We start from the raw sequence: 24,302 nt of genomic DNA, 5'->3' as shown, positions 1-24,302 counted from the left end.
GGAAACAATGAGTAAGGAACTCACTTTTTCCATCATCAAACCCGATGCGGTCGCCGCAGGCAACATCGGATCCATTCTGCAAATGATCAGCGACGCTGGCCTGAAGATCAAGGCCACCAAAATGATTCACATGTCCAGGGAGCAGGCCGAAGGGTTTTATGCCGTTCACAAGGAACGCCCCTTTTTCGGAGAACTGGTCGACTTCATGATTTCCGGTCCGGTCGTGGTTTCCGTTCTCGAAGGTGAGAACGCCATTGCCCGCTACCGCGAACTCATGGGCGCAACCAACCCCGAACAGGCTGAGGAAGGAACCATCCGCAAGAAGTTTGCGACCAACATTCAAAACAATGCCGTTCATGGTTCGGATGCTCCCGAAACCGCGGCTGTTGAGGTTGCATACTTCTTCAGCAACATTGAAATGGTGGGATAATGACCAAGAAAATCGGATTCATAGGCGTTGGAAACATGGGTGGAGCCATCATCAGGGGACTGGTGAAGCTCGAAGGCGTGGAAGTGCATGGCACGGACCTGAACACGGAAGCCCTGCAGACGTTGCATGACGAATGCGGCATGATCGTTCAGCCGGATGCAGCCGATCTGGTTCAGGCGTGTGACTATGTGGTGCTGGCTATCAAGCCGCAGCATGCACAGGGAGTTGTCGCGAACATCGCTCCGCACCTGAGCGGGGATACCTGTCTTGTTTCCATTGCCGCAGGGGTAAACCGCACGACATTATGCGAATGGTCGGGAGATGTCTGCCCGGTGATACGCATCATGCCCAACACACCCGCTTTGGTGAGCAAAGGTGTCTACGCCGTGTGTCTGGACGACCAGAGACTCAATGATGAGCAAAAAACGTTCATTCCCGAGGCGTTTGCAAGCATCGGACAGGTCCACGTGTTGGCCGAGTCCATGTTTGACGCGTTCACCGCGGTGGTGGGGGCCGGCCCTGCCTACGTGATGTATTTCATGGAGGCGTTGGTCGAGTCCGCCGTATATCTGGGGCTTGCCCGCGGGCAGGCCACGGAGATGGTTCAGGCCCTGTTTGAAGGATCCGTGAAAATGGCCATGGACACGGGAGAGCACATGAGTGTTCTTCGGGAAATGGTCACTTCGCCGGGAGGAAGCACCATTCGCGCCCTGGCCCACTTTGACCGCATGGCTGTCCGGGGTACCCTCCTCGATGCCGTGGTCGAAGGGTATGAGCGCAACCGCGAACTCGGCGACCAGTAGTAATAAAAAAGGGGGCTTTTCAGCCCCCTTTTCATATCAACCAGATAATGCCGCCCAATGCCGCTGTAAGCCATCCCGTTCGGATGGCCAGCCTCAGGAGCGTATTCAGTCTTCCGTTGCTCCACAGACCGTTTTCAGGCCCCAGCCGGGGTTTCTGTTTCACTGTTCCGAAATATGTAACCGCCCCTCCCATGGAGCCTTGCAGCAGCCATGCGCATGCAGCCATGGGCCAACCCGCATTCGGGCTTTCCATGGTCCGGGCCTGTGCGGGCGTTTTCGACATTGCCGTGCCCGCATTCAGCCGCATGGCCCAGCCGGTCACGCAGAGCAAGAGCCATGAAAGCCGTGCAGGGATCCAGTTCAGGATATCGTCGGTCCGGGCTGCGATCATGCCCAGACGTGCGAATCGCTCTGTACGGTAACCCCACATGGAGTCAAAGGTGTTCACGGTCTTGTATGCCCACATACCGGGTATTCCCAACATCATGAGGTAAAAAAACGGGGCAACGAAACCGTCGCTGAAATTTTCACTGACGGTCTCGGCCAATGAACGCCGGATGGCCTCGGCATCCATTTGCGACGTGTCCCTGCTTACCAGCATGGAAAGTGCGGTCCGGGCTTGGTCAATTTCATCCTGTTGCAGCAATTGCAGAACGTTTCGGGCTTCGCGCACAAGGCCTTGCAGGGCCAGCCCGGCATACGCCAAGTAGACGGCGATTATAATGCCACCGGGTTCCAATGATGTCAGAAAATCTGCAATCCATGCCACGACGGTAGTCAGTGTCAGCACAGCAAAACCTCCCGATATTTCGGGAAGGATATAGGCGTCCATGCGGCGGCACGACGTTTCGAGGTGGTTTATGGCGGTACCGATCCACCTGACCGGATGCGGCAGGCCGTGCGGATCGCCAAAGAGCATATCCAGCACGAATGCGGCAACGGGGATGGGGATGAAAAGCAGGGTTTCAGCGCTCATGAAATGAAAAAAGGGGAAGGCCTGTGCCCTCCCCTCGTTGATGCTAGTTTTCGAAGTATGACCGCAGCAATGCGCTTCGTACCGGGTGGCGAAGCTTTCTCAGGGCCTTGGCTTCGATTTGCCGGATGCGTTCGCGGGTGACGTTGAAGAGCTTGCCCACCTCCTCAAGGGTGTGGTCGGATTTTTCTCCGATACCGAACCGTTTGCGGAGCACCTGTTCCTCGCGCGGGGTCAGATCCGAGAGCACGGACGCGATCTGCTCGCCCAGTTTGGTGCTGACGACTTCTTCGGCGGGCGCGGTTGCCTTCTTGTCTTCGATGAAATCGCCCAGACTGGAATCTTCCTCGTCGCCGATGGGGGTTTCCAGAGAAATGGGCTCCTTGGCGATTTTCAGGACCTTTTTCACCTTTTCAAGCGGGTAATCCATGCGCTCCGCGATTTCTTCCGGAGAGGGATCGCGGCCCAGCTCCTGAACAAGATACCGCGAGGTGCGGATCAACTTGTTGATCGTCTCGATCATGTGGACCGGGATGCGGATGGTGCGCGCCTGATCTGCGATGGCGCGGGTGATGGCCTGACGAATCCACCAGGTGGCGTAGGTGGAGAACTTGTAGCCGCGCTGGTATTCGAATTTGTCCACCGCCTTCATCAGGCCGATGTTGCCTTCCTGAATCAGGTCGAGGAACTGGAGACCGCGGTTGGTGTACTTTTTGGCGATGGAGACAACCAGCCGCAGGTTGGCGCGAATAAGTTCCTGCTTGGCTCGGGCGGCGCTGATATTGCCGTGTTTGATGCGCCAGAGCACTTCCTCGAGGTCCGCAACATTGTGTTTGCACTTCTCCTGGAGTCGGACGAGGATCTCAAACTTCCCGGCCAGCATTTCCTTGAAGGAGAAGAATTCCTCCACGGTCATGTTCAGGGAATCGGCGGCCACCACGGGGTTGGTTTCCCTCGCGTCTACCTGCTTGAACAGTTCCTGGATTTCATCACGAGTCTTGCCCACGGAAAGTACATAGGCGGAAAGGTCACGCTGACAGTTGTGCATCTGTCGAACATAGTCGTTCACGGTCTCGATGATGCTGTCGATGAGTGTTTTTTCGAGTTTGATGTCGCGCAAACGGCTGACGATTTCTTCTTTGTAATCAAGAATTTTTTTCTGGATGCCATACACGCGTTTATCGAGTTGGGCGCATTCATCCATCTTGTCGAAGACCGAGCCCTTTTTCTGATGCAGCTTCTTGACTTCGTTCAGCAGGAAGATGACCCGCTGACGCTGGTTCATCTCGTCTTCGGAGGGATCGTCTTCCTCGATGGTCTTGACCACGTCCTTGAGCTTGATGCGTCCCTCGTCAAGATTCTCTCCCACGCGGATGAGTTCCTCAACGGCCACCGGAATCTCGATCAGCGCGTAGAGCACGTCCATTTCACCGGACTCGATTTTTTTGGCAATGACGACCTCGCCTTCGCGGTCCAGCAGCGGAACGGCTCCCATCTCGCGCAGGTACATGCGTACCGGGTCGGTGCTGCGAGTGGCGTAATCGGCAGAGTCCTCGCTGTCTTCGGTCAGTTCAAGCTTGCCGTCTTCGTTGGAGTCTTCGGCGTCCGCGGCTATTTTCCGGCCATTTTTTTCCGAATCCACGATGGAAATATCCATCTGATCGAAGATATTGATGATTTCTTCGATCTGTTCGGGAGTGTTGAAATCGGAAGGCAGAGCCTTGTTCAGCTCGTCAAAGGTCAGGAATCCCTTTTCCTTGCCTTTTGCGATCAGAGTTTTGATCTGCTGGATATCCTTAATGTTGCTCATTCTCCCTCCGTATGTATTCTTCCAGTGCTTGCAGACATTCGTTGGCCCGTTGCATGTCTCCGGTCTGCTGTGCCTGGTGCAGGGCCTGCTTGATCCGGGTTTTGGTCAATTTGCATTTGTTTTTTTCAATTCTGGTGCAGATATGTTCCCATTCCTGCTTGATTTTTTCACCCGTCAGCGTCTTGTGGCATAAATCTTCCCGGCACTGGATGAAGAAGCCTTTTTCATTTTCGTTCAGCCGGGTCATGTTTACCCTTGGCTGGTCTTCATAGAGCTTGCTCCAGAGTGCCCGAGCCCAATCCGTGCTCAAGACATGTTCAAATCCCTGTTGCGCCAGACTCGGAATATATTCCGGGTACTGAATGGGGAATTTGAGAAAATACCTGTCATCCTTGTCTTCCTTGCCCAGTGGCATCTGGCCGGGCTGAATCGATCGAGCGTCCACCTTCGGTTGGTGTGTCTGCGGCGTCCGGCTTGGCGCACCTGCAGTCATGCGCATTTCGGTTTCCGCCAGTCCCAGCCCTTGCGCCAGACGGGGCAAATAATAGGCACGCAACGAATCGTCCGACAATTCAGACAAAAAATTTCTGGCCCAGTCCATAATTTCCCTTGGGGAGAACTGGGATTGCAGATAGCTTGCGCAAAAATCCAAGCCGTTGCTGGCCTGTTCGAGGCATTGGTCGAAACCGTCCCTCCCTTTGGCCTGTAAAAGGCTGTCCACATCTTCGCCGTCCGGCAAAAGGACCACCCGGCAGGCCACTCCGTGCAGCAGGATCATCCGGCTGCTCTTGAGTGCGGCCTTTCGCCCGGCATTGTCACCATCGAATACGAGGTCCACACGAGAACAAAAACCGGCAAGGCGCTTGACCTGATCCTTGGTCAATGCCGTTCCCAGAACACCGCATGCATCCGTGTATCCAAATTGGTGAAGCGACAACACATCCATGTATCCTTCCGTCAACAAGGCCCGTCGGGTTCGGGTCATGGATTGCCTGGCTATGTCCAGCCCATACAAGTGCTCGCCCTTTTTATAGATCGGCGAATCACTGCTGTTTAAATACTTTGGTTCTCCATCTGTAATTATTCTACCGCCAAAAGCAATAACCCGGCCCGATAAATTTTTTATGGGGAAGATCAATCTCCCCCTGAACCTATCGTAGATATTGCCTTTTTGGTTTTTTGACAAAAGTCCGGCTTCAACGCCATCTTCAGGGTTTCTGCCTTTTGAACGTAAAAAGTTGTCCAACCCGTGCCAGTCATCCGGGCTGTAGCCCAATTGGAATGCCTGAATGATTTCTTGTGTCATACCCCGGCGTTCAAGATACTGCCGGGCCGTTTCGCCCACGGCATGACCAAGGCAGTTGCAGAAGAAATCCCGTGATTCATCATGCATGTCCAGCAACAGTTTTTTTTGCTGCCTTTTTTGGGCTGCCTGCGGGTCCGGGGCCGTATGCTGGATATCGATACCCGCTTCCAGCGCCAGCGCTTCCAGGGCTTCGACGAATTCCAGCCCGTTGATCCGCTGGTAGAAATCAATGACGTCACCCGAAGCCTGACACCCGAAACAATAGAAAAAGCCTTCTTCCTCATTGACGCTCATGGATGGCTTCGTTTCCTGGTGAAATGGGCACGCACCCATCCAGCGGCCTGAGACGGGTTTCAGGTCAACGTAGCGTCGGACAATGTCCGCTATGTTGATTCGGGCCTTTACAGCCTCTACGGCGCTTCTGTCCATGCGCCCCGCTCCATGCCAAAAAGGTTTACTTCAAGGTTACTTGCGTCATACCATCGCCGCCGCGATCTTCATTGGCAAGCGTAAAACCGTCAATGGCCGGGTAGCTTTTGAGAAAGTTGTGTACCTCGCGCCTGAGCGCGCCGGTTCCCTTGCCGTGGATTATCTCCACACTTCCAGCGCCCTGCAGCAAAGCATTATCCAGAAAACGCTCCAGTTCGGCAATGGCTTCGTCTGCTCTGCGTCCCCGGATATCGAGTTCAAGTGTTTTGCCATCGCCGGGAGTGGCTTGCAGCGAATGTCCCGTGTTGTGCTGTTTTTGGTCAGATGCGGGACCGAGATGTTCCGCCTTGACCCACATGGCCACACCGTTGATTTCGACTTTCGCCTGTTTCTTGCGCGTATTGACTTCCGAAACAACACCGCTTTTTCCCCAGGCAACATACTGTACCCGCATTCCGGGACGGATGTCCGCAAAGGAAAACGTCGGACCGTCGGACGTGGATGTTGAACCTTCCGACAGCTTGGAGCGCATGCCAGCCAGTTCTTTCTGGGCTTGTTTGCGGCTGATTTTATCTTCTTTCCACTGCCTGACAATGCGTTGGGATTGGGCCTGCAGGTCGGATAGCAGTTTTTTCCGCTTGCGCTCGAACTCGACGGTAAGTTTGTCGTATTTTTTCTTGAGCTTTTTTTCCTTGGCCTTGAGCTGCTCCAACTCCTGTTCCCGCTGTACAGCCAGGGCATTGAGCCGATCCAGAACGGCACTTGTGTCCGAACCGTCCAAAAGCAGGTAGCTTTCAGCTTTTTCAAGAACGGATTCCGGAAGACCGTTGTCCCGCGCCACGTCAAGGGCAATGGAGGCACCGACCTGATCATAGGCCAGCTTGAAAAGCGGTTTTTTTGTGGCGGGATCGAAGAGAACGCTGGCAGCGCGCACACCTGCGGTGGCAACGGCATATGCCTTGAGAGCCGGAAAATGGGTGGCCGCAATGACCGTGGCCTGTTTTTCCATCAGCCCGTCCACAACGGCTTGCGCCAGAGCCGCCCCCTGTGTGGGGTCTGTCCCGGCCCCGAATTCGTCCAGTATGAACAGAGAGTCGGCGTCCACATGGTCCCATGCGCGTTTCAGGTAATGAATTTGGGCTGTAAAGGTACTGACGTTTTCCTCGAGGCTTTGCTCGTCGCCCATGATCACGAAAATCTCTTTCCAGAGAGGAATCCTGCTTCCGGCCGCAACTGGCACCGGCAATCCGGCATAGGCCATCAGGGCAATGAGTCCCAAGGTCTTGAGGCTGACGGTCTTGCCGCCCGCGTTGCCGCCGCTGACGATCAAGGCCCGTATGTCTTCAAGGTACTCGATGTCCAGACTCTGAACCTGTTCTTCCTGCAGGGCCAGCAGCGGGTGGCGGGCCTCCCTGAGGGTTGCCGGACCGGGCATCACGTCGACCACCCGTCCGTTGTACTCTCCGGCCAGGGCGATTTTGGCCATGAGTACGTCCATGTCCACAAGGTTGTGGTACCCGGATTCGATTTGCTCCCGTTCCTGAACCACGAGGTCGGTGAGATATTTGAGGACTTTGTTTTCCTCTTCTCGTTCTTCGCGTTTCAGTTCCTGCAGGCGATTGTTGGTTTCCACGAGAAACATTGGTTCAAAATAACAGGTCTCGCCTGTTTGCGAATAGTCGTGGATGATGCCGTCGAGACGTTTTTTGAAATTCACCTTCAGGGGCAGGACATAACGATCCGAAGAGATGGTCATGAAATCGTCCTGAAGGTAGTTGCTGATACCTTCCTTGAGAACGAAGTCCTTGACCCGTTTGCTGCACCGGGTGTGGATGCTTCGAATTTCCTGCCGTATTGCAAGCAGGTCCGGTGAACTGTCGTCCTTGAGCCGTCCCTCGTTGTCCAGGCAACGTCCGATGGCGGAAAGGACCTTTTGAGGCCAGGGAGTGTCAAAAAGCGCATGCCCGAGAGCATCCCACCCTTTTTCCTCAAAATCAGACAAGGACTGTTTGAGGGTGTTCAGGATATCCAGAACGTTCTTGAGAGCAAAAAGGGCATCCTGATCCAGTTGGCCTCGTCCCGAGTCGAGATATTGAAACAGCCCTTCCAGACTGGGAAACCAGGGAAGTTTGAATTGCGTCTGGTCCAGCCACTCAAGTGTCTGGTTGAACAGTGCGGCCTTTTTTTGGATTTGGGCGGAATCGGAGAGAACCGGAAGTCGGGTACAGGAAAATGCTCCCGGTTCCGACTTGGCAAAACCGGACAGTACGTCCAATATCTTATGAAATTCCAGAAGCTGGAATGATCTGGATTCCATGGAAACCCGCAGAGCTTGGGTAGAAGATTCAGGAGAGCAGGAGCGCCTTGACCAACGCGCTTGCCTTGCCTCCGTCGTACCGTCCCTTGTACGCGCCTGTAAGAGCCTTCATGACATTGCCCATGTCTTTCATGCCAGAAGCACCGGTCTGTTCCACCATGTCCTTCACGGCCTGTTCAAGCTCTTCGTCGGTTAGCTGCTTGGGCATATATTCCTCAAGCGCAACCATTTCGGCGGATTCGACCTCGGCAAGGTCTTCGCGGCCGGCCTTGATATACTGATCGTAGGAGTCGCGGCGTTGCTTGACCTGCTTGGCGATCAGGTCAGCCACGTCTTCGTCGCCCAGTTCGGCCTGCACTTCGACCATGCGGTTTTTGATGGCCGTCTTGAGGTGCCTCAAGACGGCCACTTTAACCGTATCCTTGGCCTTGTAGGCCTCGATATAGTCTTTTTCGATGCGTGATGTAAGATTCATCTTATCGCATATTCATTTTGCGCATCTTTTTGGCGAGGCGCTTTTTGGCAGCAGCTTTCTTTTTCTTGCGCTGCACGCTGGGCTTTTCATAATGCTGACGCTTCTTCAGCTCGGACAAAATGCCGGCCTTCTCGACCTGCTTCTTGAAACGACGCAGGGAGATGTCGAAGTTGTCACTATCATCAAGATAAACACCGGGCAAAGGAATCACCTCCTTTTGCGCCTGAGACTCTCTCAGGCTATATGAACCAACGACAACTACACCTGAATTTTCAAAAAGGCAAGGATTAATTCCTAAAGGTCGGCGTTAATCAAAAAAAAAGGACCGCCACCAGAGTGACGGTCCTGAATGCTTAAACAAGCTAATGAAGCCTAATGGCCCGGCTGATCGCATTTTGCATCACACCAGGATTTGACCACAGTGTACGCAAGGCCGATTCCTATGATGCCGAGAACGGCATACAGAACGCCGAAGAATACAAAGTGATCGGGCATCCACCAGGGAAGGTCCATTGGAAGCGGACTGTGGACAGTTTCTCCGTGGAGCATAACGATTCCTCCAGAGCTTTACTTGACAGCTTCTTTCAGAATTTTGCCGGGACGGAACTTGACAACCTTGGTGGCAGGAATCTTCAGTTCGGCGCCAGTGCGGGGGTTGCGGCCAACACGAGCTTTGCGTTCTTCAACTGCGAAGGTTCCGAAACCGGTCAGGGTCAGCTTGCCGTCGCTTACCAGAGTGGATTCAACGGTTTCAAGAAAAGCGTTGAGGGCACGTTCGGCATTCGCCTTGGTCAGGTTAGCCTTTTCTGCGATCTTAACAACCAGATCAGCCTTAGTCATTAGTCCTTCCTCCTCATAGATGGTTTGCACTTACGCTATGAAAAGAGTCTGCCGCTACTCTTCAAAACAAATCCAGCGACATACCTTTTTTGCCAATCACAGCGACGAATTCTGGTGGAGAGTTGTTGCGACCTCTCCTATTTCGTCGCGAATCAAAACGTATCGCCGTTTCGATTCTTCACGATGTAAAACAAAATTTTCATGAACAAGTCAATAGCTGAGCCGATCCTTTTTGAAGAAAATCCGCATCACATAAGCCTTGAGAGGGATTCAAACTGCTCTGGTGTCAAATTTTCCGGCCTCGATTTCGGGGAAATTTCATACTGGTTGAACCACCCTTCTATGTCGCTGTTCCACTTTGATTTCAGTATGTTGTAGAGTTGCTTGCGTCGTTTTTGAAAGCAGGTTTTGATCAAGCCATCCAGTCGTTGCGGACTTTTCGGCAACATGTCGATCTCAAAAGGAAAAAATTCCACAATTGCGGAGTCCACTTTGGGCTGGGGGCGAAAAACAGAGGCCGGAACCTTGAAGGCATAGCGTGTTTGTGCATGATTTTTCACCCAGACAGTGAGTCCGCCATACTGTTTGTTCGACGGATCTGCCGTGAGACGCAAGGCAACCTCATGCTGCACCATGAATACTGCCTTGGTGTAGCTCTGCGGCGTGCTGACAATATCCCAGATCAATTTGGACGCTATATTGTAGGGAAGATTGCCTATGATCTTGCATGGGCCGGAATCGGCCAATGCTCCCCAGTCGAACTGCAGGGCATCCGTGGCGTGCAATTCCAGATCGGGCCAGCGATGGGTCAAATCTTGAGCCAGTTCATTGTCCTTTTCGAGTGCGATAACCTTTTTCGCTTCGCTTTCAAGCAATAGCGAGGTCAGGGCCCCCTGCCCCGGACCGATTTCAAGGACCGTGTCTCCTGGCTTGATGTCGAGTCTGGAAACTATTTTGCCGCAAATATTGCGATCAACGAGAAAGTTCTGGCCCAAGCTCTTTTTTGCCCTGTGCCGTCTTGATTGCTGCATCGTGATCCCTTTTCGTGAATAGTTGGGTTTGCCCTGTGTATATGATGAGGAATCGTCCGGCAACCCGCATTGACAGCAGTTGCTCGCTGGCCGTATTTGAGTTCTTCCGGTTCAACAATAAAGAGGAGCTTTTTCAGATGGATTTGAGGGATCACATCAGAGACATTCCCGACTACCCGAAAGAGGGAATCGTCTTTTTCGACATAACGCCCATGCTGTCCGACCCGGACGCCTTTCGCCATACCATCGATTGCCTTGCCGAAAAATTCAAGGACAGCGGCGCCACCAAGGTGGTTGCTGCAGAAGCACGGGGATTCATATTCGGTGCTCCGCTGGCGTACAAGCTCGGCATCGGGTTCGTTCCGGTCCGCAAACCCGGCAAACTGCCCTACAGGACCAACTGCGTGACCTATGACCTTGAGTACGGCACCGACACGTTGTGCATGCACGAAGATGCCGTTGAGCAAGGCGAAAAAGTGTTGGTCATAGACGATTTGCTTGCCACGGGAGGCACGGCCGAAGGAATGCTCAAGCTTGTCAAACAGTCGGGTGGCGATATCGTCGGCATTGGATTTGTGGTTCAACTGGGCTTTTTAAACGGTTCGGAAAAGATCAAAGACCATGAACATTGTTTTCTTGTTGAACTGTAAGGCGGATGGTCATGAAAATAGGGATTATCGGTGGCAGTGGTCTGGATAACCCGGACATTCTGGAGAACCCGTCAGACTCGGAAATGGAAACGCCCTACGGTGCGCCCTCTTCCTGCCTGCGCAACGGAGTCATTGCGGGCAGGGACGTGGTGCTTATTGCCCGCCACGGGCTTGAGCACACCCACACCCCGACCCGTGTCAACTACCGGGCTAATATTTGGGCATTGAAGCAGGCCGGGTGCGACTGTATTCTGGCAACCACGGCATGCGGTTCACTGCGCAGAAGAATAGCACGCGGCCATCTCGTCATTCTTGATCAGTTTATAGATTTTACCCGGCATAGAAGCATCACCTTTCATGATGAGTTCGAGCCGCACGGTGCCGTACACACACCCATGGCCGAACCTTTTGACGATTCGCTCAGAGAGGTTCTTCTCCGGTCCTGCGCCGAATGCGGAGTCGAGCACCACGCCAGAGGTACCGTGATTACCATCGAAGGCCCCCGGTTTTCCACGCGTGCGGAGTCGAACATGTTTCGGCAATGGGGAGCGGACGTCATCAATATGAGTGTGGCCCCGGAGTGCATATTGGCCAACGAAATCGGCCTGCCCTACGCTGCGGTTGCCATGTCGACGGATTATGACTGTTGGAAGACTGATGAGCCCCCGGTGACGTGGGAGGAAATTCTCGAGGTGTTTGGTGGCAACGTGGAAAAGGTTACCAAAGTCCTGATTACAGCCATCAAGGGTCTGGAGCAGGGTTGCAATGACTGATCGAATGCAGACGTGTGATTGCATGGTGCGGGCCGGACTGGTGATTACGCAGGACGATTCCAGGACCGTTATTGCCGATGGGGCGGTGGCCGTGGATCAGGGCATCATCATTTCCGTGGGGAAAGCCCATGAAATGAAGGAAAAGTTCATCCCCCGAAGTGATATTGACCTTGGTAAAAAGATGCTCATGCCCGGGCTTGTCAATGCGCACTGCCATGCGCCCATGAGCCTGTTGCGGGGGGTGGCGGATGACCTGCCGCTCATGCAGTGGCTTGAAAAATACATTTGGCCCATAGAATCCGGGTTGACTCGTGAGATGGTTGCAATCGGAGCGGAGTTGGCTTGTGCTGAAATGATGCGGACAGGCACAACTGCTTTCATGGATGGGTATTTTCATGAGGATGTGCTGGGCGAAGTGGCAGAAAGCGCAGGTCTTCGGGTCGTGTTGGGTGAGGGCTTTTTTGCATTCCCCTCACCTTTTTTTGCGACAGCAGAAGATTGCTGGCAAACCATCGAATCTCACGAGCGCCGTTTTTCCCAAAGTCCATTTGTTCGTAACGTTGTGACACCGCATGCTATTTATACGGTTTCACCTGAATTGCTTTCCGAAAGTTATGAGTTGGCCTGCAAGCTTGATATCCCATGGCAGATTCATTGCGCGGAATCCCCGGCAGAAACCGCTCAGTGCATTGAATTGTATGGCATGCGGCCCTTGGCCATTCTGGAATCTCTCGGCCTCCTGAATGATCGGGTGACGTTGGCACATTGCGTGGACGTATTGCCCGAAGAGATCGAATTGTTGTCCGAGCGGTGCGTCAATGTGGTGCATAACCCTGCCTCCAATCATAAACTCGATTCCGGGATTGCACCTGTTCAGGCAATGCTCGATGCCGGAGTCAATGTCGGTTTGGGTACAGATGGGGCGGCAAGCAACAATCAGTTGAATATGTTTGCGGACATGCGCATGGCGGCCCTGGTCGGCAAGGTCCAGGCTCACGACGCTGCGGCCGTAAAAGCCCAGAATGCCCTTGATATGGCTACACGCGGGTCCGCGCAATGCATTCATTGGGAGGGCTTGGGCATGCTGGTGCCGGGGGCTTCTGCCGATATGATAGCCTTGGACACCGAGAGTCCGAATCTGATGCCCATGCATAATCCGATTTCACAAACCGTGTACGCGGCCTCCGGACATGAGGTGGCCATGACCATGGTTGCAGGTCATGTGGTATATCGTGATGGAGAGTATTCCGGAATCGACATGGCGTCATTGCAAGTGCGCATGAACGAGGTCGTAAAGTGGGTTCGGGAGCGCATATCATAAAAAAAAGCCCTTCTCTCCCTTGACAATCATCGGGTTCTGAGCATATTCGGTTCTGCTTTGACGCAAATGAGATAATCAATCGTCGCGCGTTTTGTCGCGAGGCTTTATTTTTTTAAGGAGGAATCTGACCATGGCTAAAAGAAAAATTGCCGCACTTGACGGCGCTGTCATGACCGACGCAGGACTTTCCTACAAGGGCGTCATCATGGAACCCATTGTAGAGAAGTGTGAAGGTTGCGAACGTATCGTGGCCGTTGAAGAAGGCAAATACTGCCCGACCTACGCCCAGCCCGAACGCAAGTGGGCTCACGGCGTTTGCAACTTTGCCACCCATGTCCGCGCCAGCGTCGACAGTGAAGGCAAAACCAAGGTCAACCCGCTCAAGGCATCCAAGCGTGCCGCTCGCGGTCGCTAGGTTCCTCGATTCGTGCGTGCAGGGTTGAACCCCTGCCCGGTTTGCGCGACTCTAACGGCGCACGTCCCCTCGGGCCGTGCGCCTTTTGCTTTTCGGAGAATTTCATGCAGGATTTGTTCAGTTCCATCGACTCCATGAAAGAATTTGTCGTTGATACACAGCGTGAACTTGTGGCCATTCCGGCCGTGGGGCCGATGAATGACGGCGACGGAGAAGTGGCCAAGGCAAAGCGTCTTTTGGGGATTCTCGCTGAACTGGGAATCGAAGACGTTGCCCGATACGATGCCCCTGATCCGAGCGTTTCCGACGGAGTCCGCCCCAATCTTGTGGTCCGTATTCCCGGTCATGACACCTCCAGAACCATGTGGATCATTGCGCACATTGATGTGGTCCCTCCAGGGGATCTGTCGTTATGGAATTCCGATCCGTATGAGCTTGTTCGCGATGGCGACCGTATTATCGGACGCGGGGTTGAAGACAACCATCAGGGCATGGTTTCTTCGCTTTGTCTTGCCAAAGGGTTACTGGATAACGGCATAACTCCTCCGATTAATCTTGGCCTGATGTTTGTCGCAGACGAGGAGACTGGCAACGCCTTCGGTCTTGATTACCTGTTGGAAAATCATTTTGAACTGTTTGGCGCAGAAGACCTTTTTCTCGTTCCCGACTTTGGTGATGCCTCGTCCGAAGTCATTGAGGTGGCGGAAAAAAGCGCGTTTTGGTTCCGTTTTGCGGTTGAAGGTGAACAATGCCACGCTTCTACCCCTGATCAAGGAAACAACTCATTGGTCGCCTGTTCCGACCTGATTCTGCGTTTACAGGCTTTGAATGATGTTTTTGACGATCGCGACGAACTGTTTTCTCCGCCGGTATCAACGTTTGCTCCCACCAAAAAGGAAGCCAACGTGGAAAACGTCAACACGTTGCCGGGGCGGGATGTCTTTTATCTTGATGCCCGTGTTTTGCCCCAATATCCTCTTGAATCGGTGCAAAAGGAAATCGGGATTCACTGCCGCGAAATTGAAAAACGATATGGGGTTACGGTTTCCTGTGATGCCGTCATGGCAGAACAGGCTGCTCCTCCGACTCCTGCGGATGCCGAAATTGTGGAGCGAATCAGCAAAGCCGTTTTGGCTATATACGGAAAAAAAGCCCGAGTGGCAGGCGTAGGCGGCGGCACGGTCGCTGCCGGGGTGCGCCGTAAGGGTTTGCATGCTGTTGTCTGGGCAACCCTGAGCCATCAGGCTCACCAGCCCAATGAATGGGCTTCCATTGCTGCAACCATCGGGGACGCCAAGGTCATGGCCCATGCGCTCATGGCCGGGAAATCGTGATCATGCAGAAAAAAGCCCCTTTTCCAGAGATGTTTGACCTGATCGTGGTCGGCGCGGGCCATGCGGGCTGTGAAGCCGCCATGGCTGCCGCACGCATGGGGATGGATACCCTGTTGCTGACCATCAATGTGGACCACATCGGCCAGTTGTCCTGCAATCCGGCCATTGGCGGGCTTGCCAAGGGGCATATGGTCCGCGAAATTGATGCCATGGGTGGCATGATGGGCCTGTGGGCCGATGCCGCGGGTATCCAGTTCAGGATACTGAATACGCGCAAGGGGCCTGCGGTGCGGGCCAGCCGTGCCCAGATTGACAGGTCCGAATACCTGCGCATAGTGCAGCATGATATTTTTCGCCAGCCGTCGTTATGGGTTCGGCAGGATACGGCTCGGGAAATTCTGACCGAAAACGGAAGGGCCTGCGGCATCCGCACTCTCTTGGGTGAGGAGTTCGCTTCCCGGGCCGTGCTTTTGACCACCGGCACCTTTCTGCAGGGCCTTATCCATGTGGGGCTGAACAATTTTTCCGGGGGCCGTTTGGGCGAAGCTGCCTCCAACAGCTTGAGCGACAGCCTCAGGAAGCTTGGTTTCGAACTGGGACGGCTCAAGACGGGAACCACCCCGCGCCTGCTGCGCGACAGTATCGATTTTGACAAGCTCGAAGTACAGCCCGGCGACGATCCGCCCACTCCGTTCAGTTTTCGCAATACATCGGTTCCCCTGCCGCAGGTTCCCTGCCATCTGACGTATACCAACGAGGCCATGCACGAGATAATCCGTAGCGGATTTGATCGCTCACCCATGTTTACCGGTGTCATCGAAGGAACCGGGGCCCGGTATTGCCCGTCCATCGAGGACAAGGTGGCCCGTTTCCCGGAAAAAGAGCGACATCAGATTTTCATTGAGCCTGAAGGGCTGAATCATCCCGAGGTGTATCCCAACGGAATTCCAACCAGCCTTCCGCTGGATGTACAGAAAAAAATGATTCGTACGGTTGTGGGGCTTGAACAGGCCCAGATCGTGCGTCCGGGCTATGCCATTGAATACGATTACGTGCCGCCGACCCAACTGAAGCCCACTCTTGAGGCCAAGGGGGTTTCGGGGTTGTATTGCGCGGGGCAGATCAACGGAACATCCGGTTATGAGGAAGCCGCGGCACAAGGCTTTTGGGCCGCCATCAATGCCTGCCGTGCCGTCAGGGGGGAAAAGCCGTTTTTGCTTTCTCGTGATCAGGCATACATGGCCGTTTTGGTGGACGATCTGGTCACCAAAGGTACAAAGGAACCCTACCGTATGTTTACCTCTCGCGCAGAACATCGCCTGCTGTTGCGCGAAGGCAATGCCGATATGCGCCTGACCGAAATCGGGCGGGAACTCGGTCTTGTCGATGATGATCAGTGGAAAATGTTTTCGACCAAACGTGACCAACTTTTATCCATTCTTGAATTGCTGCAGTCCGTGAAAATTCGCCCGGATGCGTCCACAAGAGACAAGCTTGCCTCCATTGGCGCCTCGGCTCCCGGAAAAGCCGTGAGCCTCGCAGCGATTTTGCGCCAGCCTCAGGTGGATATTGCGAGTCTGACCATATTCAGCGAATCGATTGCCGCCATGCCCGATGATGTGCTTTGCGAGGCCGAAACCCAGGTGCGCTATGAAGGTTACCTTGTGCGGCAGCAGGAGCTTGTGGAACGATTCCGTGAAATGGAAGATGTTTCCCTGCCTTCGAATTTGGATTACTCGGCTATTGCCGGATTAACCCGCGAGGTGGTCGAAAAGCTGAGTTCCATTCAGCCCATGACCCTTGGGCAGGCTGCCCGTATTTCCGGTGTTACCCCTGCAGCCATCTCCTGTATTGAGGTATATTTGAAAAAAACAGGTATGTTGTAATGTTGTCTGCGCATACTGTGTGTTGACAGATCATACGCTACTACATAGATATTTGTGTTGACCGGTTGGTATACCGGTTTTTTCTGCCCATGCGGCAAGCTGCATGATCACAACAAGGAGAAGCGTCTTGGACGAAGGCTCGGACGGCCGATTTCGTAACGTGTTCAAGAAAATATTCGGCAAAAATGGTCAGGACCTCGAGGAACACATTCTGGAGGCCAAGGACGAAGGCGAAATCGAAACCGCCGAAGTCAACATGCTGCTCAACGTTCTGGATCTGGACGAGAAGCTTGTAACAGAAATCATGGTTCCCAGAACAGATATGGAATGTGCCGATATTGACAGCACGTTTCGTGAAGTTGCCGAAATCATTACGCAGGGAGAAGCCCACTCCCGTATTCCCGTGATTGGTGAAAACAAGGACGAAGTGGTCGGCGTGGTCCATGCCAAGGACCTGCTGGCCCCGCTGCTGTCCGGTGATCTGGACGGCCCCGTCCGCGATTGTCTTCGGCCGGCTTTTTTCATTGTGGAAACAGCCTCATTGAGTGAAGCCTTGAGCCAGTTCAAGGCCAACAGTGTTCATATAGCCATTGTGCAGGACGAATACGGAGGCACGTCGGGAATGGTCACGCTGGACGATATCCTCGAGGAAATCGTTGGCGAAATTCAGGATGAATATGACGCTGACCGTCCTGACGAAATTCTTGAGTTGGACAACGGCGGCCTCATGCTTTCCGGCAGAGTCACCCTTGACGAACTTGATGAAAAATATGGCATCCACCTCGATTCTGAGCAGGTGGACTCCATTGGCGGCTACATAACGGCCCTTGCCGGTCGAATTCCCCACTCCGGAGAGTTCTTCACCCTTGAGGGACGAACTTTCACAGTGCATGAGGCCGACGACAAGCAAATTCGGACCATTCTTGTCACACCGACATCTGTGGCTGACATTTCCGGGGAATCGTAGACGTGTCCTTGTTTGTTCTGATCGCAGCCGTAGGAGCCTGGCTTGGGTTTGCCAACCCGCTTGTGCAGATTCCGTTTCTGGCCCTTGGCCTTCCTGTAGGACTCGGCTGGATAGCCTTTCGCGCCCATTCTCTGAGGCGGGCCTTTGGCTGGGGATGGCTTGCGGGAACCTTGGCCTGCGCAGGGTGCATGTACTGGATGGTTGTCCCTATAGCCATCTATGGTAACTTGCCATGGTTTCTGGCTCTCCCCTGCCCGGTGCTTGTCGGAGCGGTCCTGGGGCTTTTTTACGCTGCTTATCCCGCCTTGCTGCACATTTTTGCCAAGTATGACAATGGACTTTTGCTGTGTTTGTTTGCCGGGTTGTTATGGACAAGCCTGGAACAGCTGATGGGCCTGGTGTTCACGGGATTCCCCTGGATGAATCTGGCCTCAGCCTTTGTTCCATGGCCCGTGTTCATTCAGTCGGCCTCCGTTGTAGGCGCCTACGGACTTTCAGGGCTGCTTGTAGTCGTGGCTACCTGCGGTCTGTTGTATAATACGGTCAAACGCGCTTTGTGGATGGGGAGCGTGTTGTGCGCTGCAATCATTTTGTTCGGGGTGTGGAGTCTCTCCTCGCCCCTCCAAACGGGCAAAAATGTCGGTATTGGTCTTGTGCAGGGCAACGTGGATCAAAGCCTCAAATGGGACCCCAAATACCAAATGGATACCTTGACCCGTTATCTCAGGTTGAGTCGGGACTCGGTTCTCAAGGATCGGCCTGAACTGGTTGTATGGCCGGAGACGGCCATGCCGTTCTATTTGCAGGATCAGGGCGCTTTGGGGGACGGTGTGCGTACTTTTGCAAAAAAGGCACGAACCTCAATTCTGACCGGATCTCCTGCATACAGAATGACCAATGTCGCCCACCATGACTATGTGCTGCTGAACCGGGCCCAACTCATAGGGCCGGACGGAGGGCATGCCGGTGGCTACGACAAGGAGCATCTGGTTCCTTTTGGCGAATATATGCCGTTGGAAAAATATTTGCCTTTTGAAAAATTGGTCCAGGCCGCCGGTAATTTTGTTTCCGGTGAAAACAACACTCCCCTGTTTTTGAACGGGAAACACTTCGGTGTTTTGATTTGTTACGAAGCCATTTTTCCGGAGCTGGCACAAAAGCAGGTTGCCAGTGGTGCGCAATTCCTTGTAAATATAAGCAATGACGCTTGGTTCGGAAAGACCTCAGCGCCACGGCAGCACCTATCACTTACAACCATGCGAGCTGTTGAACAAGGGCGTTGGATTGCTCGCTGCACCAATACAGGCATCAGCGCCTTCATCGATCCCCGGGGGCGGATCGCGGCAACGGCCCCGCAGTTTGAAGCGACTTTTCTCAACGGCACCGTAACCGCCCTGCATGAGACGACACTGTTTCATGCCCTGTATCCATGGCTGTTTTTCGGTTGTCCCATGGCCGCCCTTGTTGTTTTTGGTTGTATTGTCTTTTTCAGACGAAGCAAGTCTGCTACAATGGAGCATACGCTCTGACAGTTTACCGAGAGGACCATGATTGATTATTCCGAATTGAAAACTCGTTCCGTTGACCTCCTTGACCAGTTCAAAACGCTTTGGGGGCGTCTTTGACTATGAGGACAGTATGGAGCGCCTCAGGGAAATAGAACACGATCTTTCTCAACCCGGTGCCTGGGACAAGCCGGATGCCTTAACACCTGTTTTGCGCGAGAAAAGCCAACTTGAAGCAAAGCTGTCCATGTATGACGGCCTTGATTCCACTCGAAGCGATCTTGAAGATTGGCTCCTGCTTTCCGAAGAGGATAAAGGAAGTGAATCGTTGGAAGCTTTGAGTGAACAGGTTGTTCTTTTTGAGGAAAAGCTTCAGGCGACTGAATTGGCTACCTTGTTTGCGGACCCGATGGACAAGAATCCGGCCATCCTGGAAATTCATCCGGGTGCCGGTGGCGTGGATTCGCAGGATTGGGCCGAGATGTTGTTGCGCATGTATACGCGTTGGGCGGAACGCAAGGGGTTCACTTTGCAGCAACTGGATTTTCAACCCGGTGACGAAGCCGGTGTCAAAAGCGTCACCTTGCAGATTGACGGCCTGTACGCCTTTGGCCAACTCAGGGGCGAAGCCGGAGTGCATCGGCTCATACGCATTTCTCCCTTTGACGCGTCAGGCAGACGGCATACTTCATTTGCCTCCGTTGATGTCTATCCGGACATAACTGAAGAAATCGAAATTGACGTACGTGATGAAGATTTGCGAATCGACGTGTTTCGTTCCAGCGGTCCGGGCGGTCAGCACGTCAACAAGACGAACTCTGCCGTTCGCATTACCCATTTGCCCACCAATATTGTTGCTCAGTGCCAGAATGAAAAATCCCAACTGCGCAACAAACAGACGGCCATGAAGATTCTCAAGGCCCGTCTGTATGAATTGGAGCAAAAGAAACTGGATGAAAGCCGCAAGCAGGACTACGCGTCCAAGGACGCCATAGCCTGGGGCAGCCAGATCAGGACATACACCCTACAGCCCTACCGGCTGGTAAAGGACCATCGTTCCAATCTGGAAGTCAGCAGCGTCGACGCCGTGCTGGACGGTGATCTGGATAAACTCATCCGCAACCACTTATTGTATGTGCATGGCCAACAAAACGGATAATATCGTTACGGAACAGGAGATTCTCATGGAACTCAACGCCTTGCAAAAGGAGTTGTGCACGAGAGCCAATGATTTTTGCCTGTCGACCGGGCCGGAGTCCTCCTTATGGCTTTTCCGGGCTTTTGAAGGGGTCAGCCTCGAACAATGGGAGGAACTCAGCACCAGGCTGGATTTGAAGCAGTGGTTGACGCTGCCCATTGATGGTGATGCCTACCCGCATCTCAAGCATGTTCAGGATTCATTGGAACATCTTGCCTATCAGACGGATCATGATCCACTGACCGGCCTTGCCAACCGCAGGGCGTTCGACAGGATTCTCGACATAGAAATAGAGCGCTCAAGACGTTCGCGCTCCTCAGTTTCGTTGATCATCATGGATCTGGATGATTTCAAGGAGATCAATGACACTTATGGACATCTTGTCGGAGACGAAGTGTTGACCACATTTTCCCGTATGGTCCATGAGACTACAAGGCGCTATGATCTCGCCGCACGGCTCGGAGGTGAGGAATTCGCTCTCGTGCTGTCGGGAACAGGCGTTATCAAGGCCCGTCGTGTTGTCGGCCGTCTTTTGGGCGAATTCAGAAATCACGTTTTTTCCGTCGATGATGTCGGGAGTTTTTCCGTCACATGCTCTGCCGGCATGGTCTGCTACAAGGGGAGCGTGGAAATGGATGTTAAAAAAATGGTGAACCTGGCCGACAACGCTCTTTACAAGGCCAAGGAATCCGGCAAGGACCGTCTCGAGGTCGCGTCGATTCCCGATGTTGATCTTGTTTCCAAAGATACCCTTGTCCAGGCCAACGAAAAACAATTCCTGTTCGGTAAAACGGCGGAGTAGATATGAGCGACAATCAGAACAACACGTTGAGTGTATCGATTTTGAGCGGCAAGGGCGGCGTCGGCAAATCCAACATCGTGCTCAATCTCGGCTATGCACTGTACATGGCGCAAAAAACGGCCATGCTGATGGACTGCGACCTCGGGCTTGCCAACCTTGATGTCCTGTTGGGGATTTCACCGGAAATGAATCTGCAGGATCTTCTGAATGAAGACACTCCTGTCGATGATGTTTTGGTTGCTATCGAAGATGACGGGCTGGATATCCTGCCCGCCACAAGCGGTGTTCCCGAACTTGTGGAAATGGACGAGGACATGCGGGAAATATTGTTCAAGAAACTGGTTTCCCTGGCCGGAGACTACAATTTTCTGCTGCTGGACCTCGGAGCAGGTATAAGTCCTACGGTTATGGCATTCGCATCCACAACCCAGCTGCGGCTCATGGTGGTCACTCCGGAGCCCACATCGCTGACGGACAGCTATGCCGTCATCAAGGTGCTCGCCACTCAGTATGACATCAAGGATTTTCTTGTTCTTGTAAATCAGGCGACTTCGCAGTCTGAAGCCAAGACAACCTTTGACCGACTCAATGCCGCATGCCGCAATTTCCTGGGAATTGATCTGGTTTTTCTTGGTCATATTGAGCACGATCCTATGGTCATTGAGTCTGTCAGACGTCAGACGCCCCTGATGAAAATGGCCCCTAATTCACTGGCATCAAAGGATATAAAGCTGTTGGCAAAACGCCTTATGCGTTATCGGGAAGACAATGCCGAACGGATTGCAGAACGTCCCATATTGAAAAAATTTCCCGACCCAAGATGATTGGGGTTGACGAAAAGAGTTTTTTTTCGGCATAGTTAGTGAGTATTCGTAAGGATGCCGCTACGATTTGCCTTCAGCGGTTCTCTGTGTACACATCCAACGCAATTGGGAGAAACCCATGAACAAGAGCGAATTGATCAAGGCGCTGGCGGAAAAAAAGAAACTGCACGTTGATGAGTCCACCAAAATTGTGGGAGCATTCGTTGATTCCGTCAAGGAAGCCCTTCTTCGTGGTGACCGTGTCGAGATTCGCGGATTCGGCAGCTTCAAGATCAAGGACTATGAAGGGTATACCGGGCGCAACCCCAAGACCGGACAGGTTGTACAGGTCAAACCCAAAAAGTTGCCTTTTTTCCGTCCTGGCAAGGAACTGAAAGAATACATCAATAATTAGAATGCCACGGATTCTGTTGTCCTTAGCCTTGGCCATAGGCCTGGCGTTTCCGGTTGTATGCAAGGCAGAATCCGTTTTGAACATACGGTATACGGCCAATACATACGGCACGGTCCGGCCATGCCCCTCCTGAAGTAACAAGACCATTGGAGGAGTGGCCCGGCGGGCCACATATCTGCTTGATGTCGCACATCGCAACGCCTCGACCCTAACGGTCGCTGGCCCCTATGAGTTTACGCACAGAGCAGGAGATTTACCGACGGTTGATTTCCTGACGGCCATGCGCACAGCCTTTGTGAGCATGGACTATGATGTAGGCTTTCTGTCAGACAGGGAACGCAAGGCGTTTGCTGCGAGGGATCTGTCCTTGCCCAAGGGATGGTTTACCCACGATGCTCCTTCCATTTATCGTATTTCATTGCCTGAAGGAAAAATCGCGGCCTTGGTGTTTGTACCTGCCCTGCCGCAGCATGCGGATACTGTGGGAATAGACATGAAAAAAAAGGTTGCGAACCTCTTTTCACAGGCGCGCACTCAGGCAAATATTGTCATTGCCGTCAGTGATTGGGGGATCAAACCTGAGCGGGATTATCTGGCCGGAATCGGTAATGATCCCTGCCCGGATATTTTTCTCGGCAGCGGCCGGGGAGGTGGCATTGTCGGTCAGGTTTTGGCCGATGGTCGTGTCTACTATGTCCGCCCTTACGAGAAGGGAAAAGCCGTCACATGTATTTCGGTTTTGAGCTGGCCCGCAAAAAATGATGAATTCAAGTGGATTCGAAAGAAAAACATTACTTCCGAGCTCGTTGTTCTTGATGACGGTTTCAGCGAGAGCTTGATAATTAATCAAATTTTCAGCAAAGTCGACGTGAGCAACAACTAAGAAGGAGTGCAGAATGTTTAGCGGCGCGTTTACCGCATTGTCGACGCCATTTCGCGATGGTGCTGTCGATGAACAGAATTACAGGGATTTTATCGAGTGGCAAATTGAACAGGGAATAGACGGACTTGTTCCTTGTGGAACCACCGGCGAAGCGGCGACCTTGAGTCATGCCGAACAGGGACAGGTCATCCGCATGTGTGTGGAACAGGCCAAAGGACGTGTTCCGGTCATTGCTGGTGCCGGTTCCAACAGCACCAAGGAAGCCATTGAACTGACCAAAATGGCCAAGGATGCCGGGGCTGATGCAGCACTCCTGATTACCCCCTACTACAATAAACCGACTCCGGAAGGACTCATCGCGCATTTCAAGGCCATTGGCGACGAAGTTTCCATGCCTTTTGTGATTTACAACGTGCCGGGTCGAACTTCACTGAATCTTCTGCCCAAGACGCTCAAACGCATCAAGGATGCGGTTCCTGACGTGGTGGGCATCAAGGAAGCCACAGGCAACCTCAGACAGTGTGCCGAAGTCATCGAGGAATGTGGTCGAGATTTCGACATGCTGTCCGGTGATGATTTTACGGTACTGCCGTTGCTTTCCGTTGGCGGTTCCGGTGTTATCTCCGTAATTTCGAACATCATGCCTGCCGATATGGCCGGAATGTGCAAAGCGTATGTAGCGGGCGACGGAAAGAAAGCTCTGGACCTGAGTCTGAAAATGGCCCCCGTGAACAGGGCCATGTTCTTTGAAACCAACCCAATGCCGGTTAAAACCAGCCTGTATAAAATGGGTGTTTTCAAAAATCTTGAGTTCAGGCTTCCCATGGTTCCGGTAACATCGGAAACTGATGCGAAGCTTGATCAGGTCTTGCGTGAAGCAAATCTTATCTAGTCTTTATCAATGAAAAAAACACCCCGGTCGCTTACACGATCGGG

At 53.1% G+C, this 24,302-nt stretch carries 24 protein-coding genes; 16 read left to right on the top strand and 8 right to left on the bottom strand.

Translation table 11 applies throughout. The annotated features are described in order from the left end of the window. Nucleotides 1-7: 7 nt before the first annotated feature. Both ndk and proC read left to right on the top strand, forming a co-directional pair. Nucleotides 8-430: a nucleoside-diphosphate kinase gene (gene ndk, locus F8A88_RS06010; protein ID WP_151150158.1), complete on the top strand. Its 423-nt coding sequence runs from the start codon at nt 8-10 to the stop codon at nt 428-430. Continuing rightward, the gene (gene proC / locus F8A88_RS06005; RefSeq protein WP_151150157.1) at nt 430-1,233 is read left to right on the top strand and encodes a pyrroline-5-carboxylate reductase; all 804 of its coding nucleotides are present in this window, start codon (nt 430-432) and stop codon (nt 1,231-1,233) included. Before ndk ends, proC begins: the two co-directional genes overlap by 1 nt. A gap of 31 nt (nt 1,234-1,264) precedes the next feature. Here the strand turns inward: proC and cbiB are convergent, their stop codons facing one another. The 8 genes from cbiB to rsmA form a co-directional block, all read right to left on the bottom strand. Then, nucleotides 1,265-2,209, bottom strand: a complete 945-nt coding sequence (gene cbiB, locus F8A88_RS06000; protein ID WP_151150156.1) for an adenosylcobinamide-phosphate synthase CbiB — start codon at nt 2,207-2,209, stop codon at nt 1,265-1,267. A gap of 43 nt (nt 2,210-2,252) precedes the next feature. Next, nucleotides 2,253-4,016 (bottom strand): RNA polymerase sigma factor RpoD, encoded by a 1,764-nt coding sequence (rpoD, locus tag F8A88_RS05995; protein ID WP_151150155.1) that lies wholly within the window; start codon nt 4,014-4,016, stop codon nt 2,253-2,255. Beyond that, on the bottom strand, nt 4,003-5,751 hold the full coding sequence (gene dnaG / locus F8A88_RS05990) for a DNA primase (protein ID WP_151150154.1): 1,749 nt from the start codon (nt 5,749-5,751) through the stop codon (nt 4,003-4,005). The genes rpoD and dnaG overlap by 14 nt, the downstream gene beginning before the upstream one ends. 25 nt (nt 5,752-5,776) lie before the next feature. Further along, the gene (locus tag F8A88_RS05985; protein ID WP_151150153.1) at nt 5,777-8,068 is read right to left on the bottom strand and encodes an endonuclease MutS2; all 2,292 of its coding nucleotides are present in this window, start codon (nt 8,066-8,068) and stop codon (nt 5,777-5,779) included. A gap of 28 nt (nt 8,069-8,096) precedes the next feature. Beyond that, nucleotides 8,097-8,543 carry a GatB/YqeY domain-containing protein gene (locus tag F8A88_RS05980; protein WP_151150152.1) on the bottom strand — a complete coding sequence of 149 codons (447 nt, stop codon included), beginning with the start codon at nt 8,541-8,543 and terminating at the stop codon, nt 8,097-8,099. Nucleotide 8,544: 1 nt separating this feature from the next. Next, entirely contained in the window at nt 8,545-8,745 is a 201-nt protein-coding gene (gene rpsU, locus F8A88_RS05975; RefSeq protein WP_151150282.1) for a 30S ribosomal protein S21, read from the bottom strand. Nucleotides 8,746-9,110: 365 nt separating this feature from the next. Beyond that, nucleotides 9,111-9,383, bottom strand: coding sequence for an HU family DNA-binding protein (locus F8A88_RS05970; protein WP_151150151.1), 273 nt, complete (start codon nt 9,381-9,383; stop codon nt 9,111-9,113). 248 nt (nt 9,384-9,631) lie between these two features. Beyond that, a complete protein-coding gene (gene rsmA / locus F8A88_RS05965; protein ID WP_151150150.1) occupies nt 9,632-10,414 on the bottom strand; it encodes a 16S rRNA (adenine(1518)-N(6)/adenine(1519)-N(6))-dimethyltransferase RsmA in 783 nt (260 codons plus the stop codon). Between the two features lie 137 nt (nt 10,415-10,551). On the opposite strand from rsmA, the gene F8A88_RS05960 reads away from it, so the two are divergent. The 14 genes from F8A88_RS05960 to dapA all read left to right on the top strand — a co-directional run bounded on the left by F8A88_RS05960 (nt 10,552) and on the right by dapA (nt 24,258). Continuing rightward, entirely contained in the window at nt 10,552-11,064 is a 513-nt protein-coding gene (locus F8A88_RS05960) for an adenine phosphoribosyltransferase (protein ID WP_151150149.1), read from the top strand. Between the two features lie 11 nt (nt 11,065-11,075). After that, nucleotides 11,076-11,837 carry an S-methyl-5'-thioadenosine phosphorylase gene (mtnP, locus tag F8A88_RS05955; RefSeq protein WP_151150148.1) on the top strand — a complete coding sequence of 254 codons (762 nt, stop codon included), beginning with the start codon at nt 11,076-11,078 and terminating at the stop codon, nt 11,835-11,837. Then, a complete protein-coding gene (locus F8A88_RS05950; RefSeq protein WP_151150147.1) occupies nt 11,830-13,158 on the top strand; it encodes an amidohydrolase family protein in 1,329 nt (442 codons plus the stop codon). The genes mtnP and F8A88_RS05950 overlap by 8 nt, the downstream gene beginning before the upstream one ends. Before the next feature lie 130 nt (nt 13,159-13,288). Next, the gene (locus F8A88_RS05945; protein ID WP_151150146.1) at nt 13,289-13,573 is read left to right on the top strand and encodes a PxxKW family cysteine-rich protein; all 285 of its coding nucleotides are present in this window, start codon (nt 13,289-13,291) and stop codon (nt 13,571-13,573) included. Nucleotides 13,574-13,677: 104 nt separating this feature from the next. After that, entirely contained in the window at nt 13,678-14,907 is a 1,230-nt protein-coding gene (locus F8A88_RS05940) for a M20 family metallo-hydrolase (protein ID WP_151150145.1), read from the top strand. A 2-nt stretch (nt 14,908-14,909) separates the two neighbouring features. Continuing rightward, nucleotides 14,910-16,793: a tRNA uridine-5-carboxymethylaminomethyl(34) synthesis enzyme MnmG gene (mnmG, locus tag F8A88_RS05935; protein WP_151150144.1), complete on the top strand. Its 1,884-nt coding sequence runs from the start codon at nt 14,910-14,912 to the stop codon at nt 16,791-16,793. A 127-nt stretch (nt 16,794-16,920) separates the two neighbouring features. Continuing rightward, nucleotides 16,921-17,760 carry a hemolysin family protein gene (locus F8A88_RS05930; RefSeq protein ID WP_151150143.1) on the top strand — a complete coding sequence of 280 codons (840 nt, stop codon included), beginning with the start codon at nt 16,921-16,923 and terminating at the stop codon, nt 17,758-17,760. 2 nt (nt 17,761-17,762) lie between these two features. Further along, nucleotides 17,763-19,289, top strand: coding sequence for an apolipoprotein N-acyltransferase (gene lnt, locus F8A88_RS05925; RefSeq protein WP_151150142.1), 1,527 nt, complete (start codon nt 17,763-17,765; stop codon nt 19,287-19,289). A gap of 18 nt (nt 19,290-19,307) precedes the next feature. Further along, a protein-coding gene (gene prfB / locus F8A88_RS05920; RefSeq protein ID WP_194163271.1) for a peptide chain release factor 2 occupies nt 19,308-20,424 on the top strand; the annotation gives its coding sequence in 2 pieces (ribosomal slippage) (nt 19,308-19,382 and nt 19,384-20,424; 1,116 coding nt in all). Nucleotides 20,425-20,449: 25 nt separating this feature from the next. Further along, complete coding sequence (locus tag F8A88_RS05915; protein ID WP_241667355.1) at nt 20,450-21,265, top strand: GGDEF domain-containing protein; 816 nt, start codon at nt 20,450-20,452, stop codon at nt 21,263-21,265. Between the two features lie 2 nt (nt 21,266-21,267). Then, on the top strand, nt 21,268-22,089 hold the full coding sequence (locus F8A88_RS05910; protein ID WP_151150139.1) for a MinD/ParA family protein: 822 nt from the start codon (nt 21,268-21,270) through the stop codon (nt 22,087-22,089). 118 nt (nt 22,090-22,207) lie between these two features. Then, nucleotides 22,208-22,483, top strand: coding sequence for an HU family DNA-binding protein (locus F8A88_RS05905; protein WP_151150138.1), 276 nt, complete (start codon nt 22,208-22,210; stop codon nt 22,481-22,483). A 1-nt stretch (nt 22,484) separates the two neighbouring features. Next, nucleotides 22,485-23,366 carry a UshA-like (seleno)protein family 2 gene (locus F8A88_RS05900; protein ID WP_420705231.1) on the top strand — a complete coding sequence of 294 codons (882 nt, stop codon included), beginning with the start codon at nt 22,485-22,487 and terminating at the stop codon, nt 23,364-23,366. 13 nt (nt 23,367-23,379) lie between these two features. Continuing rightward, entirely contained in the window at nt 23,380-24,258 is an 879-nt protein-coding gene (gene dapA / locus F8A88_RS05895; protein WP_151150136.1) for a 4-hydroxy-tetrahydrodipicolinate synthase, read from the top strand. Nucleotides 24,259-24,302 lie beyond the last annotated feature (44 nt).

The organism is Pseudodesulfovibrio senegalensis, from assembly GCF_008830225.1.
In the GTDB taxonomy this organism is placed as follows: Bacteria; Desulfobacterota; Desulfovibrionia; order Desulfovibrionales; family Desulfovibrionaceae; genus Pseudodesulfovibrio; species Pseudodesulfovibrio senegalensis.
Note: the sequence above shows the minus strand (reverse complement) of the source record. Positions and strands in the feature narration are given on the sequence as shown.